The sequence below is a fragment of the Agrobacterium sp. 22094 genome (genome assembly GCF_052046015.1).
In the GTDB taxonomy this organism is placed as follows: Bacteria; Pseudomonadota; Alphaproteobacteria; order Rhizobiales; family Rhizobiaceae; genus Agrobacterium; species Agrobacterium cavarae.
Window position 1 is genome coordinate 73,923 of record NZ_JBQEPX010000008.1, and the last position, 19,417, is coordinate 93,339.

General features: G+C 60.3%; 13 protein-coding genes. 4 read left to right on the forward strand and 9 right to left on the reverse strand.

What is annotated here, in order from left to right; genetic code table 11:
- Positions 1–110: 110 nt before the first annotated feature.
- From ACTJK5_RS22375 to ACTJK5_RS22400, 6 genes are all read right to left on the reverse strand, one after another.
- Positions 111–341, reverse strand: a complete 231-nt coding sequence (locus ACTJK5_RS22375) for a hypothetical protein (protein WP_440598750.1) — start codon at positions 339–341, stop codon at positions 111–113.
- 151 nt (positions 342–492) lie between these two features.
- Positions 493–2,220: an acetyl/propionyl/methylcrotonyl-CoA carboxylase subunit alpha gene (locus ACTJK5_RS22380; protein ID WP_440598749.1), complete on the reverse strand. Its 1,728-nt coding sequence runs from the start codon at positions 2,218–2,220 to the stop codon at positions 493–495.
- 17 nt (positions 2,221–2,237) lie between these two features.
- Positions 2,238–3,830, reverse strand: coding sequence for a 5-oxoprolinase/urea amidolyase family protein (locus ACTJK5_RS22385; RefSeq protein WP_440598748.1), 1,593 nt, complete (start codon positions 3,828–3,830; stop codon positions 2,238–2,240).
- A 7-nt stretch (positions 3,831–3,837) separates the two neighbouring features.
- On the reverse strand, positions 3,838–4,644 hold the full coding sequence (locus tag ACTJK5_RS22390) for a putative hydro-lyase (protein ID WP_112520549.1): 807 nt from the start codon (positions 4,642–4,644) through the stop codon (positions 3,838–3,840).
- 16 nt (positions 4,645–4,660) lie between these two features.
- On the reverse strand, positions 4,661–5,422 hold the full coding sequence (locus ACTJK5_RS22395; protein WP_440598747.1) for a LamB/YcsF family protein: 762 nt from the start codon (positions 5,420–5,422) through the stop codon (positions 4,661–4,663).
- A gap of 74 nt (positions 5,423–5,496) precedes the next feature.
- Entirely contained in the window at positions 5,497–6,753 is a 1,257-nt protein-coding gene (locus ACTJK5_RS22400) for an NRAMP family divalent metal transporter (protein WP_112952788.1), read from the reverse strand.
- A 259-nt stretch (positions 6,754–7,012) separates the two neighbouring features.
- On the opposite strand from ACTJK5_RS22400, the gene ACTJK5_RS22405 reads away from it, so the two are divergent.
- Positions 7,013–7,678, forward strand: coding sequence for a GntR family transcriptional regulator (locus ACTJK5_RS22405; RefSeq protein WP_062444172.1), 666 nt, complete (start codon positions 7,013–7,015; stop codon positions 7,676–7,678).
- A gap of 124 nt (positions 7,679–7,802) precedes the next feature.
- On the opposite strand, the gene ACTJK5_RS22410 is transcribed toward ACTJK5_RS22405, so the two are convergent.
- Positions 7,803–8,522, reverse strand: a complete 720-nt coding sequence (locus ACTJK5_RS22410; RefSeq protein ID WP_440598746.1) for an outer membrane protein — start codon at positions 8,520–8,522, stop codon at positions 7,803–7,805.
- Positions 8,523–8,782: 260 nt separating this feature from the next.
- On the opposite strand from ACTJK5_RS22410, the gene ACTJK5_RS22415 reads away from it, so the two are divergent.
- Genes ACTJK5_RS22415 through pbpC form a run of 3 tightly spaced genes read left to right on the forward strand, consistent with a single transcriptional unit; the run spans position 8,783 to position 16,912 of the window.
- Positions 8,783–9,346, forward strand: a complete 564-nt coding sequence (locus ACTJK5_RS22415) for a GNAT family N-acetyltransferase (protein WP_440598745.1) — start codon at positions 8,783–8,785, stop codon at positions 9,344–9,346.
- Positions 9,347–9,392: 46 nt separating this feature from the next.
- Positions 9,393–14,831, forward strand: coding sequence for an MG2 domain-containing protein (locus ACTJK5_RS22420; protein WP_440598744.1), 5,439 nt, complete (start codon positions 9,393–9,395; stop codon positions 14,829–14,831).
- A complete protein-coding gene (gene pbpC, locus ACTJK5_RS22425) occupies positions 14,831–16,912 on the forward strand; it encodes a penicillin-binding protein 1C (RefSeq protein WP_062423542.1) in 2,082 nt (693 codons plus the stop codon). Before ACTJK5_RS22420 ends, pbpC begins: the two co-directional genes overlap by 1 nt.
- A gap of 90 nt (positions 16,913–17,002) precedes the next feature.
- On the opposite strand, the gene ACTJK5_RS22430 is transcribed toward pbpC, so the two are convergent.
- A complete protein-coding gene (locus ACTJK5_RS22430; protein WP_113179214.1) occupies positions 17,003–17,509 on the reverse strand; it encodes a cupin domain-containing protein in 507 nt (168 codons plus the stop codon).
- A gap of 246 nt (positions 17,510–17,755) precedes the next feature.
- Positions 17,756–19,288, reverse strand: a complete 1,533-nt coding sequence (locus tag ACTJK5_RS22435) for a YifB family Mg chelatase-like AAA ATPase (protein WP_153310982.1) — start codon at positions 19,286–19,288, stop codon at positions 17,756–17,758.
- Positions 19,289–19,417: the final 129 nt, after the last annotated feature.

A 19,417-nucleotide genomic window follows, 5' to 3' on the forward strand; every position in this document is an offset into this window, starting at 1 on the left:
GGCAGGAGCTTTAGGACGGCCTTCGAGGCGCTCTTTCTCTTAGACTTGACGCCTCGAACTACCCGAAAATCGGTTCCGAGTTTCGGGTCGATGCTGTCGCCTCTTGAAGGTTACCCTCTAAAGTCGCCTTCATTCGTGTCGCGCTCGTCGTAATTCACGTCCCAATCCTTTTCGGGCTTTTTCTTGCTCGGCGGCAGTTTGTTGACAGTCGCGTCTTCGGAACCGGTGATGACGGTGGGTTTGGCGCTTGCCACGCCATTATTGTCGGACGTCTTTTTGCCCGGCGCAAATTGCGGCTTTGCGTCTGCATGGATCTTGTCGATGTCTTTTTCAGAGCTCATGGGAACCTCCATTGGTTCATGAGCTAACCTCGAAGCAGGAGGTGTGTTCCGTCAGCAGACATTCTGCAGCATGTGGTGGCACCTCTAAATGAGCGCAACACCAGCGTGATGACCGGAGCAGGCGCAGTTCTCGCCTGCTCTCAAAGGGCGATCAGTCAATCGTCATCAGCGTGTGGCCAGCCTGAAGGTAGTCGCCTTCCTTGACGAGAAGACGGATCGTACCGCCCTTGGTGGCGAGGATCTGGGTTTCCATCTTCATGGCTTCCATGACGGCAACCAGATCGCCTTCGGAAACGGTCTGGCCGTCTTCGACCTTGAAGGATTGCAGCGTTCCTGACACTGGTGCGGCAATCTCGCCGTCATTTTTGGTGGCCGCGCCACTTGCCGCACCCGATGCTCCGCTACCGACGCTGCCCAGGGCAGAGAGCAGAAGCGTGGGCAGGCCGACCGAAACGCGCTTGCCGTCGATTTCCAGATAGGTGCGGTGGATGGAAGGGTCATCTTTCTGGGCAGGGCGCTCCATCGCGTCCGGCATTGCGGCGAAATCGGTCTCGATCCAGCGGGTGTGAACCTTGAAGCCGTCTTCACCGGTGAAGTCTTCCGCCTCAAGGGCTGCGCGATGGAAGGGCAGGACGGTTGCCACGCCTTCGATACGGAATTCCTTCAGCGCGCGGCGGGCACGTTGCAGTACCTGCCGGCGATCCTCGCCGGTGACGATCAGCTTTGCCATGAGAGAGTCGAACACGCCGGGCACGCTCGAACCACTGACGACACCGCTATCGAGACGAACGCCGGGACCCGACGGCGGATCGAAAACTGTGATCGTTCCTGGCGTTGGCAGGAAGCCGCGGCCTGGATCTTCGGCATTAATGCGGAATTCCATCGAATGGCCGCGAGGCTCCGGCGTCTCCAAAACGCGAAGCGTCTTGCCTTCGGCAATGCGGAACTGTTCGATCACCAGATCGATGCCAGTCGTTTCCTCGGTGACGGGGTGTTCGACCTGCAGGCGGGTATTGACCTCCAGAAACGAAATCGTGCCATCGACGCCCAGCAGAAACTCCACCGTGCCGGCACCGCTATAGCCCGCGGCGGCACAGATTGCTTTGGCGGACGCGTGGATTTTTTGCCGTTGCTCGTCCGAGAGGAAGGGGGCAGGGGCTTCTTCGATCAGCTTCTGGTTTCGGCGCTGCAGCGAGCAGTCGCGGGTGCCCAGCACCAGCACGTTTCCATGCTTGTCCGCCAGAACCTGTGCCTCGATATGGCGCGGCCGGTCGAGAAAGCGCTCGAGGAAACACTCGCCGCGACCAAAAGCGGCGGTCGCTTCTCTGACGGCCGACTCGTAGAGATCGGCGATCTCTTCCATTTTCCAGGCAACCTTCAAGCCGCGTCCGCCACCGCCATGGGCAGCCTTGATGGCAACAGGCAGGCCGTGTTCTTCTGCAAAGGCGATGACTTCGGCCGCGGTTTCTACCGGACCGTCGCTGCCAGCAACGAGCGGCGCGCCGACGCCGGTCGCAATACGGCGTGCCTCCACTTTGTCGCCCAGCGCTTCGATGACCTGCGGATCTGGACCGATCCAGGTCAGGCCGGCATCGAGCACGGCTTGTGCGAACTCGGCGCGTTCGGACAGAAAGCCGTAGCCGGGATGAATAGCATCCGCACCCGAACGCTTTGCGATGGCAATCAGCTTGGGGATGTCGAGATAGGTTTCTGCAGGACGCACGCCCTCCAGCGCATATGCTTCGTCCGCCATGCGAACGAAGACCGCATCCTGATCGGGATCGGCATAGACGGCGACCGATCGGAGCCCATAATCCCGGCAGGCGCGGATAATCCGGACAGCGATTTCGCCGCGATTAGCAATCAGGACTTTCTTCATCGCTCTTCTCCTCGGATTTAAGTGTTCTTGGCCGTGATGTCGGCGAAAGGCCCGATCGGGCGAAACTGGATTTTGGCGTTGACGGGGATCTGACCCGCAAGATCGAGATGGTACTCCGCCACCGCTCCGATGACGGGGTAACCGCCCGTCAGCGGATGGTCCGCAAGGAAGAGCACAGGCTGGCCGCTATGGGGGATCTGGATGGCGCCCGTTGCAGTTCCCTCGCTCGGCAGTTCTGCGCTGTCGCGCCGTTCCACCGGCACCTCGCCCGCAAGGCGGATGCCCACGCGGTTGGATTGCGGCGTGACCTGCCAGAGTTGGTTCGTCAGCGTCTCAATGCCCTTTTGGGTGAACCAGTCGGTGCGCGGTCCAAGAACAACGTCGAGCGTGACGACCTCATCCATGGCCGGTGGCTCGAAGGCGGGGACCTCATCGATGGCGACGCTCGAAAACTCCTTCGTTTCGGTCTTGAGCGGCAGGATCGTACCTGCCGTGACCGGCTCTGGACCGACGACGGCCAGCGTATCGGTGGCGAAGCTGCCGAGCACAGGCTCGACATCGAAGCCGCCGCGCACGGCGAGATAACAACGCATGCCTTTTGGCGGCTGGCCGAGCGTGACGGTGTCGCCCGCCTCAAGCGGGATGGGCGCGTAAGTCTTTGCGGTGAAACGCCCCTCTGCCGTTTCGATGGTGACGGGACAGGGCGCACCGGTGAGACCGATAACGGTGCGGCTCGCAGCACGGAAGGAAAAGCCGCCGAGCGTCAGTTCCAGGCAGGGCGCGTTGTGCGGATTTCCGACGATGCGGTTTGCTGCGTTGAAAGCGCCGCGATCAAGCGCGCCGGACGCAGAGACGCCCTGTCCGGTCTGTCCGAAGCGACCGAGATCCTGAAAGAGAGCGGGCATAGGAGCCGCCAGCACTTCGAAATGCGGCCCTTGGCGCGACGGCTCCTTGCGCGGCTTTGCCTCGGAGATTGGCAGGCTGATCTTTCCTGACGCCTTGTCCATGTTGAGGAAGCGAACGCGGTAGCCCGGCTGGAAGAGCGCGCCGGGCTCGCGATCGATGTCCCACATCTTCAGGGGTGTCGTACCAATGATCTGCCAGCCGCCCGGGCTGTTTTGCGGATAGACGCCGCTAAAGGCGCCCGCGAGCGCCACAGAGCCGGCCGGGATGCGGGTGCGTGGGCTCTGTCGCCGGGGAACATGGAGTGCGGGATCGCCGCCTACCAGATAGCCGAACCCCGGTGCAAAGCCGCAAAACGCAACGGTAAATTCGCTCTCGGTATGACGACGGATCACCTCGTCGACGCTAAGCCCTGTCAGCGTCGCGACGTCCCCAAGGTCTTCGCCATTATAATGGACCGGGATTTCGACCAGCTTGTCGGAAGGCGGAATCTTCGCCGTCAGGTCGCGACGGGAAAGCTCTGCGGCAAGAGCCTGCCCGTCGATCTTTTCTGGTCGAAAGCGGATCATCAGGGTGCGTGCGGCCGGTACGGTTTCCTCGATGCCCTCGACAGGATCGTTTTCGAGCGAGGCGAAAAGCGCGAGCGTTTCGTCCAGATCGGCAAGTTCGACAAGGATCGTCGTGAGACTGACGGGGAGAAAGCGCATCATGTCCTCACGCGTGATAGGCAGAATCGGGAATGTCGGTGATGAACATATGACCCGGTGCATGGGTGATGGCAAATGGCACGCCAGACGCCATGACCGCCGCCTGCGGAGTCACGCCGCACGCCCAGAAGACCGGGACTTCGCCGGGCTCGATGCGCACGGCATCGCCAAAGTCGGGCTTGGCGAGATCAGCGATGCCGAGTTCCTCCGGCATGCCGATATGCACCGGTGCGCCGTGAACGGCCGGAAACCTTCCGGAAATCGTCGCCGCATCCGCAACCCGCGATGCCGGGATCGGACGCATGGACACGACCATGTTGCCCTTCAAACGGCCTGCCGGGCGGCAGGGACGGTTGGTCAGATACATGGGAACATTGCTCTTATCCGTCATATGACGGATTTCGATGCCCGCTTCCACCATCGGCGTTTCAAAAGTGAAGCTGCAGCCGATGAGGAAGGCCACCATATCGTCGCGCTCGGCCCAGGCCGACGTGGCATCATGTGTTTCCTCAGCGAGCTTGCCATCACGCCAGATCCGGTAGAGCGGCAGATCGGTTCGTAGATCGGCACCCGGCGCAAGAAGCGTGGTGGGTGAGCCGGGATCGGAGACGTCTAATACAGGGCAAGGCTTTGGATTGCGCTGCGCATAAAGCAGAAAGTCGAACGCCCAGTCGCGCGGCAGCACGATCATGTTGGCCTGGGTGAAGCCCGGCGCGATACCAGAGGTCGGCTGCACGAGGCCGGCGCGGTAGCTGGCGCGTGCTTTTTGGGCAAGCTCGACGTTCTTGGCGGTGTGCGATGTGGGGATGGTCATTGGCCGCTCCTATCGTTCAAGAGGTGAAAGGGCGAACGGCAATACCGTCCGTTTCAAACCGGCGGCGAATTTCGCGTGCAATATCGACCGCGCCTGGGCTGTCGCCATGAACGCAGATGGACTGCGCCTCGATCTTGATGACGCTGCCGTCAATGGCTTCCAGCGTTCCCTGGCGGGCCAGTTGCACCATGCGGTCGGCAATTTGTCCGGCATCATGCAGGACAGCGCCCTTTTCGCGACGGGACACGAGTTGCCCGTCCGGCGTATACGCCCGGTCAGCAAAGGCTTCTGCCACGATCGAAAGTCCCGCTTTGCGTGCCAGTTCAAGGATCGGCGCGTTGGCGAGCCCCATCAGCACCAGCGACGGATCGATGGCTTTTATGCCGTCAATGACAGCCTGACCTTGTTTTGCGTCATGGGCGATGCGGTTGTAAAGCGCGCCATGTGGCTTGACGTAGCGCACCGTGGTTCCGGCTGCTGCGGCAATGCCCTTCAGTGCGCCGATCTGGTAGATGACGTCGGCGATCAGATCCTCCGGCGTCACATCCATATCCCGGCGTCCAAAACCGACGCGGTCCGGATAGGAAACGTGAGCCCCGATCGTAACGCCATTTGCGGCGGCTGCCTTCACCGTCTTGTAGATGCCTGTCGGGTCTCCGGCGTGAAAACCACAGGCAATGTTGGCGCTGGAGACGATGGAAAGCATGGCCTCGTCGTCGCCCATGCTCCATGCCCCGTAACTTTCGCCGAGATCGCTGTTGAGGTCGATATGCGCCATGTCGTCTTTCTCCAAATGTGGTTGATCTCCGTGGCCACGCTCAGGTGGCCACGATAAATGCTTGCTTGTGCTTCTTACAGTCCAAGCAGAGCGAAGATCGGGCCGACAGACTTGTAGGCCATGTACCATGTCAGGCAGCAGGTGAGCGCGCCGAGGATGAGCAGCCAGCGCGGATAGTGGTAGCCGCGCATCAGGTCCGGACGCTTCCATGCGGCAAAGAGCAGCATGGAGAGGCCGATGGGCAGGACCAGACCATTCAATCCGCCGACGAAGACGAGCATGGCGGCCGGGGGCGTGGTGATCAGGATGTAGGACACCAGCGAAACGCAGATGAAAGCGACGGTCGAAAGATTGCGCTGGCGCTCGGTCATTTCTGGCTTGAACGCGGTGAGGAAGGACACAGAGGTGTAGGCCGCACCGATGATGCTAGTGAGTGCCGAGGCGAGGAACACTGCACCGAAGAGCCGGAAGCCAATATCGCCGGCGGCCGCATGGAAGGCCTGGCCTGCAGGGTTTGCCGCCTTGCCAGAGAGGTCGATGACGACACCGCTTGCAACAACGCCGAGAATGGCGAGGAAGAGAATGTAGCGAAGAACGCCCGTGATCGCGATGCCGCTCAGTGCCGCACGATTGACGGCACCGATATTCTCGACGCCTACCGTGCCCTTGTCGAGAAGGCGGTGTGCGCCCGCATAGGTGATGTAGCCGCCGACGGTGCCGCCAACAATGGTGGTGATGGTGGCGAAATCGATCGTGTCGGGGAGGAAGGTCTGGTGGAAGGCTTCAGCCACAGGAGGGCCGGATACGATCGCCGCGTAGAGGATGAGGGCGAGCTTGACGAAGGCTGCGACGTAGACGACACGGTCCATGGCAACACCAGCGCGTCGCGACAGGAAGATGCCGATGGCGACGAGTGCACCGATGGCACCGCCAATCTTGGGGTCGAGGTCAATCATGGCGTTGAAGCCAAGACCGGCACCGCCGATATTGCCGATGTTGAAGAACAGGCCGCCGATGATGACGAGGACTGCCAGAAGATATCCGGAGCCTGGAATGGCGGCGTTCGCAATCGCCGGAGCCCGCATCTGTGTGACGGTGACGATACGCCAGACATTGGCCTGGACAACGAAGTCGATGATGATGGAGACGATGATGGCGAAGGCAAAGGCTGCACCCAGCTTCACCGTGAAATTGGCGGTTTGGGTGATGAAGCCAGGGCCGACGGCGGCCATGGACATCAGGAACATCGCCGATAGGAGCGCGTAGCGCTGGCTCTTCGGGTTAAACGCAGCCGCGTTCGTGCGGCCGGGCGTTTGCTCGGTCTGCTGCATGAGAGTTTTCCTGTTCTTATCGTCACCCGCCCCTCGCGGATGCTTATGAGGTCATCATGGATGGTTTGTTTGTGATGTCAATATTGTTCAACAATTTTTTTGTTTTGTTCATTCATGCTTATATTCTTGGCGTCGAAAACAGCCTTCGGAGGGGACTTTGCCGTCCCGGCAGAGGCGTGGTTAAAGCCGTTGAAACTATTGCTTGATTCCGCCAGTCTTTTGTTATCTGAAGACGCCGCAAGAAGAAGCGAGGAAGCCTGTGACAGACACACGTGAAAGCATGCCGCTGTCCGACTGGATCGCCAAGCGCATCCGCCTCATGCTGATTTCGGGCGAACTGAGACCCGGCCAGCGCATATCCGAAGCAGCCTTCAGCGAGCATCTGGAAGTGTCCCGCAACTCTCTGCGCGAAGCCTTCCGCATCATGACGAAGGAAGGCCTGCTCCGGCACGAAACCAATCGTGGCGTCTTCGTCCAGACGCCAACCATGGCTTCGATCATGGATATTTACCGGGTACGCCGCATGCTCGAATGCGGAGCGTTGCGTAAGGCGTGGCGCCTGCATGAATCGGTCAAGGTCATGCGTCAGGCCGTGGAGGAAGCCAAGCAAAAGCGGGAGCAGGAGCTTTGGGTCGATGTCGGCAGCGCCAATATGGCCTTCCACTCGGCCGTCGTCGCACTTGCCGATAGCGAGCGTTTGAGCGAGCTTTACGAAAGGGTGTCGGCCGAGCTTCGCCTGGGCTTTGCCCTCATTGAGGATCCGCGTCTGCTCCATTCACCCTTCGTCGATATGAATGACGAGATTGTCTCTTTGTGTGAAGAGGACAGGTTTGCAGAGGCAAGCGAGAAGATGGAAGACTATCTGCTGATCTCCGAGAACGGTCTTCTGAAAGCGTTCGGAAAGCTCTCAGGCAAGGCGCGGTAAAGCATATGGCCTTTCTGGAGTTGGCTTCTGCTCTTCCGCTTATCTAAGCTTTAAATCTGTCCGTAGAAACAAAAAGGGGACCGCGCAGAACGCGATCCCCTTTTTTATCATAGTCGATTGTCGATCAGAACTGACGACGGAAGCCTGCGGTAATCGCGTGGCTCTTGAAATCCGTGCTGGAGACGGTGCCGTCAGTAGCAGTGAAGTCGAAGTTGTCGGCGCCTGTGTAACGATAGCCGATATCGAAGGTGGTGTTGGCAAACAGCGCGTTGTCACGCAGGAAGGAAATGGTGTTCAACTCGATGCCGACGCCTGCATCCAGATGGTATGCGAATGCGGTGTCGCTGTCGTTCATGATCACGCCGGCACCAGCCGTGCCCTGGCGACGAAGCTTGAGGTTCATCGCGCCGATACCGCCACCGAAGTATGGCGTGAAGGCCGTGCCTGTCGGAACGTCGATGTAACCGTTGACATAGCCCTGGAAGTTGCGAGCCGAGCCGAACGAACCCGCAGCGTCCACGCCGTTTACCGTGTGGGTATCGACATCCGAGCGGCCGTAACCGACTTCGAGCTCGAGGCGTGGGGAAACGAAGTCGTAGGAACCGAAGCTGTAACCGACGCGGAATCCGCTGTAGTACCCGACATCGTAATCGGTGTTGACGCCAGCGCCGATAGTCGAGAAGTTCGTATCGTCCATAAATGTCAGGCTGTTCAGGCTACCGATGTAGAAGCCGCCTGGATCGGCAACAACTGCGGGTTCGGTCTGAACGGCAAGGTCAGCCGCGTAGGCGGTGGTGGAAGCAAGCGCTGTCATGAGTGCAGCAAGCTTGAAGACGTTTCGCATTAGAAAACCTTTCTGAATCGGCCCCCGCCGGTGTCCAGAGACTGCTTGCAACCTCCTCCAATGTCCACGCCGCAGCTTTGATTTAGCACTTGATCGCGAGCTGAAACCGTCATCCCGTTGCAACATGGCAACGAATGGATGAAGTGACGTTAGGGAAGGACATTGACCAACTGCGGGCGACATAATGTGGTTGTTTTTTCATTAGATGGCCCCTTCCGACGATTGCGCGGTAACAATCAGGACATCCTTGGGAGACGCAGATGGAAGAGATCAGAACGGACCGCTTGGTGCTAAGAAACTTTCGGGCCGCAGACGCGCATGACCTTTTTTCCTATCTGCACGATCCGCGACCGAGTTGCTTTTTCTCCCAGCGACTTCAAAATCTGGACGAAGCCGAGGCAGAGGCGATCAAGCGTGGCGGCTCGGATGAGTATATCGCCGTTTACTCAAGCGAGCACCACAGAATGATTGGCGATCTTTTCGCCACAGCCGATGAGGAGGGCGATACGCTGTCCGTCGGTTGGAATTTCAACAGCGACTATGCAGGCCGTGGCTATGCTTATGAAGCGGCACGCGCCATGTTTCGCTGGCTCTTCGATGAAAGGCAGATACGACGCCTCTACGCCTATGTGGAGGACAACAACCTGGCTTCTCAGCGGCTGTGCGAGAAGCTTGGAATGCGTCGCGAAGGGCTTTTTCTCGAGTTCATCTCTTTCACCAAGGATGAGGCCGGGCACCCGCTTTACGAGAATACGATGCAATATGCACTTTTACGCCGGGAGTGGCAGCACCAGATGCAAGGCTCCGTTGACAAAGAAGCTTGAATAGGACCAAAGTCGCGCCGATCATTGTGTTTTCGGGGAGAGACCGATGTCCTTTCGCGTCGTTTCGCACGCTTTTGCCCTTGTTCTTGCAGCATTTTCCGTCTCGCCGCTTCTGGCTGAGGATGCGCCGCGCAAGGTGGTAACAACCGCAAATGGCGACTATTTCGGTTTCGATCTGCGCACGGAACAGGATGTGTCTCTCGATCAGTGCAAGACCATCTGCATCGATGACAAGGGCTGCAAGGCCTTCACCTACAATCCCAAGGTGAAGTGGTGCTTCCTCAAATCGGACTATAATCAGCTCAATGCGTTTCCTGGCGCCGTTGCCGGAAAGATTGTGGAGGCGGCAAGCGAACCTGATCTCGGCGCGCCACAGCGTCTCTCCTTCGTCGAGGACAGCCTCTACCAGCAGGCCCGCAAGCTGAAGGCGGATTTGCCTGAGGCGGATAATACCCAAGGCCTCGAAGCCTTGCTATCGCAAGCACGCCAACAGGCGGTGCTCGATATCCCCCAGGCGGTGGAAATCTACAAGTCGGCACTATCGCTCAACGCTGAGAATGGCGCCTTGTGGGCCGAGCTCTCTTCCGTCGAGGCGAAGGTCGAGAACAACTACCAGATTCTCGGCGAGGCACCGGCCGCAGCGCTCAACGCCTACCAGCTTAGCCGGACACAGAGCGCCCGCCTGGCTGCGCTCAACCGGTTGGCCCAAGCCTTCGAGAAAGGCCAGAATTACCGCGCGGCGCTGAACGCCTACAAGTCCAGCCTTGCCCTTTCGGATGTTGCCAAGACGCGGGCGGCCTATAACGACCTTCGCACCCGCCAGGGCTTCCGCGTCATCAACAACACGGTCGACACCGACAGCGTGACGCCGCGTGCCTGCATCCAGTTTTCCGAACCGCTGGTGAAGAATGCCGACTACTCGTCCTTCGTGACGCTGGACGGCGCTGCTCCGAAAGCGCTCGAAGCCAAGGGTAGCGAAATCTGCGTCGAAGGTCTGACGCATGGGCAGAGATACAAGATCGCCCTTCGCGCCGGTCTGCCATCCTCCGTGGAAGAGCCGCTGGAAAAGCAGGTCGATCTCGACATTTACGTGCGCGACCGCTCCGGCTCGGTTCGCTTTACCGGCGACAACTTTGTGCTTCCCGGAACCGCACGCCGCGGCATCCCGCTCGTGTCGGTCAATATCGATCATGCCGATCTGAAGCTCTACCGCGTGGGGGATCGCAATATCACCGCGCTCTTGGCCAATTCTCAGTTCCTGACCCAGATGGACGGTTATGGTGCGGAGAAGATCGAAAACGAGCTGGGCGAACTCGTCTGGCAGGGTGGCATTGACATTCAGACGGAACTGAACAAGGACGTCGTCACCAGCTTCCCCGTGGACGAAGCACTGCCGGACCGCAAGCCTGGCATCTATGTCATGACCGCCGTGCCGCCAGGCACAGCGCCAGAAAACTGGGACGCGCGCGCCACCCAATGGTTTCTCGTTTCCGATACCGGCATCACCACCTATGCCGGCACCGACGGGCTCAATGTCTTCGTGCGGGCGCTCAGCAATGCCGAACCGCTGAAGGGCGTTTCGCTCCAGCTTCTCGCCAAGAACAACGAGGTGCTGGGTTCCGCCACCACCGATGCGGAGGGACGCGCGACGTTTTCCGCCGGTCTGATGCGCGGTTCCGCCGGCCAGGCACCTGCCATCATCACGGCGCGCAATGGCGAGAAGGACTACGTCTTCCTCGACATGACACGGGCGGGCTTCGATCTTTCCGATCGCGGTGTGACCGGTCGCGCCGCACCCGGCGCCATCGACGTGTTCAGCTGGACAGAACGCGGCATTTACCGCGCGGGCGAGACGGTACATGCCGCAGCACTTTCGCGCGACATCGAAGGCAATGCGATCGAGAACCTGCCGCTGACCTTCATCTTCTCAAGGCCTGACGGCGTCGAGGATCGTCGCTTCGTCAGCGACGGCAAGGCGCTGGGAGGCCACGCGGTCGATCTGCCGCTGCAGGAAACCGCCATGCGCGGCACCTGGACGATGCGCATCTATACCGATCCGAAGGCAAGCGCGATCAGCGAAAAATCCTTCCTGGTGGATGATTTCGTGCCGGATCGCACGGAGTTCGACCTTACCAGCGCGGCAAAAGAGATCGATCCGGCAGGCGAGACAACAATTGATGTCGATGGTCGCTATCTCTATGGCGCGCCGGCAGCGGGGCTTGAGCTCGAGGGCGAAGTTGCCCTGAAGCCGTCGCGCACCAACCCGGCCTTCGAAGGATATCTCTTCGGCTTAGCGGATGAGGAGACCGAAGAAGAAAGCCGCACCACGCTCGATAATCTTCCCGTCCTGGATGAAAACGGCAAGGCAAGCTTCCCGGTGGAACTCGGCGATCTTCCCTCCACCACGCAGTTTCTCTCGGCCAGCATCACCGTGCGCATGCGTGAGGCAGGTGGCCGTGCGGTGGAGCGCTCGCTGACATTGCCGGTCAAGTCCGACAGCAACATGATCGGCATCAAGCCGCAATTCTCCGGCGATCTGGCGGAAAACTCCATCGGGCGTTTCCATGTGATTGGGCTTGCGCCAGACGGCAGCAGGCAGGCGATGAGTGGGCTTACCTGGAAGCTCATCAAGGTGGAGCGTAATTATCAGTGGTACAGGCAGGGTAATTCCTGGCGCTACGAGCCGGTGGTCCATACAAAGCAGGTGGAGACCGGCACGCTTTCGGTCACGCCGGATGGAGCAGACATCTCCGTGCCGGTGAACTGGGGCCGTTACCGGCTGGAGGTGGAAGCGCCGCAGAATGACGGTGCCGTCTCCAGCGTGGAATTCGATGCCGGCTGGTTCGTATCCGCAAGCTCGACCGAAACGCCGGATGCGCTCGAAATCGCGCTGGACAAGCAGAGCTACAAGGTGGGCGAGACGGCCAAGCTTCAGGTCACATCCCGTTATGCCGGCCAGTTGATGGTTGTCGCCGGTTCCGAAAAACTGATCTCGGTGCAGAATGTCGAGATCGGCGACAAGGGCGGCGAAGTCGAAATCCCGGTGACGGAAGATTGGGGCGCTGGCTCCTATGTAACGGCAACCCTGTTCCGCCCCGGCGACGCGCAGGAAAGCCGTATGCCGATGCGCGCCATCGGCGTGAAGTGGCTGGCGGTCGATCCGGGCGAGCGCAAGCTTGGCATCGCGCTCGATCTTCCAAAGCAGACATTGCCGAGGCAGGCGCTGAAGATTCCGGTGCATGTCTCCGGTGCGGGTGCGGGGGACAAGGCCTATGTGACGATTGCCGCGGTGGATGTCGGTATTATGAACCTCACCCGCTACGAGCCGCCGAAGCCGGACGAGTGGTATTTCGGCCAGCGCAGGCTCGGCCTCGAAATTCGCGATCTCTATGGCCGCCTTATCGATGGTTCGCTTGGCGCCACGGGGCGTCTGAGAACCGGCGGCGATGGCGGGCAGGTTGCGCTTCAGGGCAGTCCGCCGAAGGAGAAGCTCGTCGCGTTTTTTGCAGGCCCCGTAGAGCTGGATGCACAAGGCAAGGCGACGATCAGCTTCGATATCCCGCAGTTCAATGGCACGGCACGGGTTATGGCCGTTGCCTGGACAAAGACCGGCGTTGGCCACGCGGTCTCGGATGTCGTCATTCGCGATCCGGTGGTGGTGACGGCAAGCGCGCCGAAGTTCCTGAGCCCAAGCGACGTGTCGCAACTGCGCCTCGATATCGCCAATACCGATGGTGAGGCTGGCGATTACAAGATCGATGTCACCAGCAACATGGCCGTGACTGTGGATCAGGGCGAGTTTTCTCAAACGACGAGGCTGGAAAAGGGCGGCAAGACGTCCCTGACCGTGCCTTTGACGGGCGAGTTTCCCGGTGAAGGGCAGATCGCGATCAAGGTCAGCAATAGCAGCGGCGTTTCGCTGGAGCAGGCGCTGACCATTCCGGTGCGTCCATCGGTGCTTCCGGTGACGACACGCCGCAACATCAAGATTGCGCCGAACAGCAGTCTGACGGTGGACGGCAACCTGCTGGCCGATAGCATGCTGGTCGGCTCATCGGTCTCGGTCAACGTTACCCGCTCTCCGGCGTTCGACGTCCCCGCTTTGATGATGATGCTGGACAAATACCCCTATGGCTGCGCCGAACAGACGACGAGCCGGGCTCTACCTCTGCTTTACGCATCCGAGTTGATGAAGGACAGCGGCGGCAAGGACGATCCGGAATTGCGCAAGCGGGTGCAGGACGCGATCTACCGGGTGCTCTCCTTCCAGTCGAGCGCCGGCGGCTTCGGTCTATGGTCTCCCGGCGAAGGGGATTTGTGGCTGGACGCCTACATCTCCGATTTCCTGACGCGGGCACGTGAGCAGTCCTATGATGTGCCGGAAACAGCGATGGTGCAGGCACTCACCAATCTGCAAAACGGTCTTGCCTATGACAGCAACGTCAAGGACCGCGGCAACGAGATCGCCTATTCGCTCTATGTGCTGGCGCGCAATCGAAAGGCTGCGATCAACGATCTGCGCTACTATTCCGATACGGCCTTGAACGAGTTTCCGACGCCGCTCGCCAAGGCACAGGTCGCGGCAGCCCTCTCGCTTTATGGCGATGCTGCGCGCGCCAAGTCCGCGTTCGGGGCATCCTTGGGCATGGCATCCTCAAGCGCGAACGTCACGCTGGCGCGTGCCGATTACGGTTCGGCTCTTCGTGACGGCGCTGCGTCCCTGGCGCTGGCGGCAGAAAGCCGTCCGGTCCCGGCAGTTGTGTCCCAGCTTGCGGGTGTCGTGTCCAAGGACTTCGAGTCCAAGCGCTATACCAGCACGCAGGAGCAGGCCTGGATGGTTCTCGCCGCGCGCGCCCTGAAAGGTGAGGACAAGGATATTCGCCTGGATGTGAACGGCACCCTGCAGCAGGGCGGCTTCAGCCAACGCATGAGCGGCGATGAGCTGCTTCAAGCGCCGCTGAATGTCACCAACGCTTCGGCAGACCCGGTCACGGCGGTCGTCACCACTGTTGCGCCGCCGTCCAAGCCGCTTCCGTCAGGCGGTGAGGGCTTCACCATCGAGAAGACTTATTACTCGATGGATGGCGAAGAGGTGAATGTCAGCGAGGTGGAGCAGAACCAGCGCTACGTCGTGGTGCTGAAGGTCATTCCGCAGAACGACTGGCAGGCGCGCATTCTGGTGACCGATCTTCTGCCGGCCGGTTTCGAAATCGACAATCCGAGCCTCGTCAACAGCGCGGCGCTCACAAACTTCGATTGGCTGCCGGAAACCGAAGCAGCGCATACGGAATTCCGCTACGACCGCTTCGTGGCCGCATTCGACAGAACCGCGGGCGACACCTCTGAAATCACGCTGGCCTATGTGGTTCGGGCCGTGACACCTGGCACCTATGACAACCCGGCGGCGAGCGTGGAGGACATGTACCGTCCGCAGTTCTCCGCTCGCACGGCAACCAGTAAGATGGAGGTTCGCGCAGCGCAGTAATGAGGGGTTGGCGCAGCTTCTTCTTCGGCTTTGCTCTAGCGGCGTCGGTAACCGGTGCCGCCATCTACGGGCTTGACCGTCTGGATCGCGCCTATCCGCCGCCGCTACACAATGCGCGTATCGTGTCTCAGGAACTGGTGGATGCCGATGGCAATCTTCTGCGCGCCTTCGCCACGCCCGATGGGCGCTGGCGCTTGCAGACGACCGCGGCCGAGGTCGATCCACAATTCATCAAGATGCTGATCGCCTATGAGGATCAGCGATTTTACGACCATCATGGCGTGGACATTCAGGCGCTCGGTCGCTCCGCCTGGCAGTTGCTGACCAATGGTCGCATCGTTTCCGGTGCCTCGACCTTATCGATGCAGGTCGCGCGCCTGATCGAGCCTCGGGCAGACCGCTCCTTCAGCGCCAAGTTTCGCCAGATGCTGCGCGCCGTGCAGATCGAACGCCGGCTCAGCAAGGACCAAATCCTCGAACTCTACCTTAACATCGCCCCCTATGGCGGCAACATCGAGGGCGTGCGTGCGGCGAGCCTCGCATGGTTCGGCAAGGAGCCACGGCGTTTGGATACGGCGGAAGCCGCGCTTCTGGTCTCCCTGCCGCAACTCCCCGAGAAGCGCCGACCAGATCGTTTTCCCGATGCCGCGAAAGAGGCCCGCGAGCGCGTGTTGCAGAGACTGGCCGTGGCGCGCGTCGTCGGAGAGGGAGAGGCCGAGCGCGCATCTGCCGCCGCCGTTCCCCGGGATCGTTTGGCGCTCCCGGCCTTCGCGCCGCATCTCGCGCAAGCCGCGCGGACGAAATTTCCGCGCCAGCATGTTATCGGCTCGACCTTGCGGCGTGGCATCCAAAGCGAACTCGAAGCCTTGGCGCGGCATGCCGCAGACAAGATCGGCGACAAGGTTTCGGTCGCTATTGTCATGGCGGATAGCACGACGGGCGACATTCTCGCCGATGTCGGCTCGGCAGATTTCCTCGATAGCTCCCGAAGAGGTTGGGTGGAAATGAGCCGCGCGATCCGTTCACCCGGCTCGACGCTAAAGCCTTTCATCTATGGACTGGCTTTCGAGAATGGCCTGGTTTCGCAGGAAACCATCATCGAGGATCGACCGGCAGATTTCTCCGGTTATCGACCGCGCAACTTCGATATGCAGTATCAGGGTGACGTCAGCATTCGGCAAGCCTTGCAACTGTCTCTCAACGTGCCTGCAGTGAAGCTATTGGATGCCGTCAGTCCCGCCGCTTTGATGGTGCGCTTCAGACGCGCCTCGGTCAGTCTCGCACTGCCGAAGTCTGAGCCACCGGGTCTTGCGATCGCGCTCGGTGGTGCTGGCCTGTCGCTTGTCGATCTCGTGCAACTCTATGCCAGCCTCGCCAATCAGGGGCAGCCGGTGAAACTCGGTGATGGCGTGAGAAACAAGCCGGAGGTTCTCGACGTCGAACCGATTTTTTCGCGCAGCGCCATCTGGAACATCACCGATACGCTTTCCGGCGTTCTGCCCCCGCTTGGCATGAAGCAGCGCGGCGTCGCGTACAAGACCGGAACCAGCTATGGCTACCGCGATGCATGGTCGGTGGGTTTTGACGGGCGTTATGTCATCGGTATCTGGGTCGGCCGGGCCGATAATGGTTCGGTCCCGGGAATTGCCGGCTACGCTACCGCCGCCCCCATTCTCTTCGATGCCTTTGCCAAATCCGGTGTGGCGATCACGCCCTTCGCAGCCGCACCAAGCAGCGTGATGCGCTTGAGCTACAGCGATCTGCCATCCAACCAGCGACGCTTCACCACGACAGCGAGCGGACTTCTCTCAGCGTCGCGACGCGAATCTTCGCCCGTGATCGTGTACCCGCCGGAAGGCGCACGTGTCGAACTTTCAGACAGCGCTGGCGCGCTCTCCCCGCTGGTTCTCAAACTCCAGGGCGGTCGGGCGCCGTTCCGCTGGCTCGCCAACGGCAAGCCGCTGCCGGACCTGACGCGGCGCCGCAGCAATGAGTGGACGCCGGAAGGCCAGGGCTTCTCGACACTTACTGTCATCGACGCCGATGGCCGGGCGTCGAGCGTGCGTATCTTCGTGCAATAGATCTCTGTACATCCTTTTGGACGCACTAAGGACGCTTCCCGCCCTTCAAATCTACAGCATCGTGCTTTGCGCACTACCGCCCGGGGGCCTTCAGAGCGACGGAGTCTTTGCCGGAAGAATGCGGTTCTTGACGCTATAGGCAAGCGCCAGCGCCGTCGGGAAGGGCCGGCGCAGGAAAGCGACCTTGCGAACATAATTGTCCACCCGCCACGTCGCCCAGGTGCCGGCCTTGAAGTAGGCGACATCGCCGGCGTAAAGATGATGCACGGAGCCATCGGCTGCCGTCACATGCACGTCGCCCTCGATGATATGAACGGTCTCATCCCACATGAAGAACCAACGGAATGTGCCTGCCGTGCAGTCCCATAGCGCGGTATAGGCAGCACGGTCGCCACTGCGGGAGTGATCCGCCATGCGCGCCTGCGGATCACCGTCGATAATCCACTCCGGATTGATGGGCGCCGCCTTCATCTCCATCCGATCGGAAGCAGCCGAAACCACCGGCCGGGTCCGTCTCCGCCCCATAGCAATCGGCATGAGCGGCACAGTCCGCGACGCCATCGCAATAGCGGTCGCAATCATCATCTTAACAACCATCTTCGGTCCCCACCTTGATTGCGAAGATCGTAGCAATGGCGGGTGAGCAAAAGCTTCACAAATTATGTTGAATTCGAACTATCTCCATCCCTTAAGTGACGGAACAAGGCAAGATGCTTTAATCTGGTGCTTATACTTGCCGCGACCACGCAAGAATTCGTATACAATATGCATATATACTGATATAAACTCATGCCTTGTATTGATTAATTCAATCAATACTTTTACAGCATCATCTGAAAAGCGTTAAGCCGCTGCCGAAAGCCGCTCGCCTGCGATGCGGTACGAGATTGCTTCCGCCAGATGTAGCCGCCCTACAACGGGCTTATCGTCGAGATCGGCGAGCGTGCGCGCCACTTTCAGGATGCGGTGATAGCCTCTCGCGGAGAATTTCAGCTTCTCTGCGGCGTCGCGCAAAAGTTGGAGGCCTGCAGCGTCCGGTTCGGCGCATTTTTCGATGAGTGCCGTGGTGCAGCGTGCATTGGTGCGGATGCCTTGGAAGCCGGCGGCTGCGAAGCGTTCTTCCTGCATCTGGCGGGCACGCGCAACGCGGCGGGCGACGTCGGCGCTGGCTTCCGCTGCCATCGGGCGGATAAGGTCTGCGGCCGAGACTGCAGGGACTTCGATCCGGATATCGATGCGATCCATCAGCGGGCCGGAAATACGCGCCTGGTAATCGGAAACGCATCTTGGACCGCGTGCACAGGTGAAGCCCGGTTCACCGGCCATGCCGCATTTGCAGGGGTTCATGGCGGCCACCAGCTGGATTTCGGCGGGATAGCTGACGCGATGATTGGCGCGCGCGATGATGCATTCGCCGGTCTCGAGCGGCTGGCGGAGCGCATCCAGTACCTGCGGCGAGAATTCGGGAAACTCGTCAAGAAACAACACGCCATGGTGAGCAAGTGAGGCTTCACCCGGCTTGGCGCGTAAGCCGCCGCCGACAAGCGCTGCCATGGTTGCGGAGTGGTGCGGGGTTCTGAATGGGCGTCGATCTGAGAGCTTGCCGCCGGAAAGCTGTCCCGCGATCGAATGCACCATCGACACTTCAAGCAGTTCCGAGGCGGACAGTGGCGGCAGGATGGAAGGCAGGCGGGAGGCCAGCATGGACTTGCCGGAGCCGGGCGGGCCCACCATCAAGAGATTATGTCCACCGGCCGCTGCGACTTCCAGCGCCCGCTTCGCGCTCTCCTGTCCCTTGATGTCGGCGAGATCCGGAAGATTATCAGGATTGGCGCGAATGGCCGGAACCGGCCTCGACAGAAGTTGCGTGCCGCGAAAATGGTTGGCGATAGCAATCAAGCTGCGCGGGGCGAGGATATCGATCTCAGCACCTGCCCACGCCGCCTCTGGACCGCTATCGGCTGGGCAGATCAGACCCTTGTCTTGAGCGTTGGCGGCAATGGCTGCCGGAAGAGCACCGGCTACAGCGCCGATCGTGCCATCGAGATTGAGTTCGCCCAGCACGACGAAGCGGTTCAGCGCCTCCGCTGGAATGGCGCCGAGTGCCGCCATCAGGCCGAGCGCAATGGGGAGATCGAAGTGCGAGCCTTCCTTTGGAAGATCAGCGGGAGCAAGATTGACGGTGACCTTCTTGGCGGGCATGGCGAGACCTGATGCGTGAAGGGCTGCCTGTACACGCTCGCGGCTTTCGGCCACTGCCTTATCGGGCAGGCCCACGATCTGCATGCCGACCTTGCCGGGTGCCACCATGACCTGAACTTCGACAGGCACACCCTCGATGCCCTGAAACGCAATTGTATTGACGCGCGCTACCATGAAATGGCCCCCACAGCCGTAATCGCCGTCCGCACGGCTCTACCAGATCGCGCCCACAACTTGGCACAGGCATGAGAATAAAACAAGAACATGAGGGTGAGTTTCAGTGGGCCAGAATGACAGCGGCGT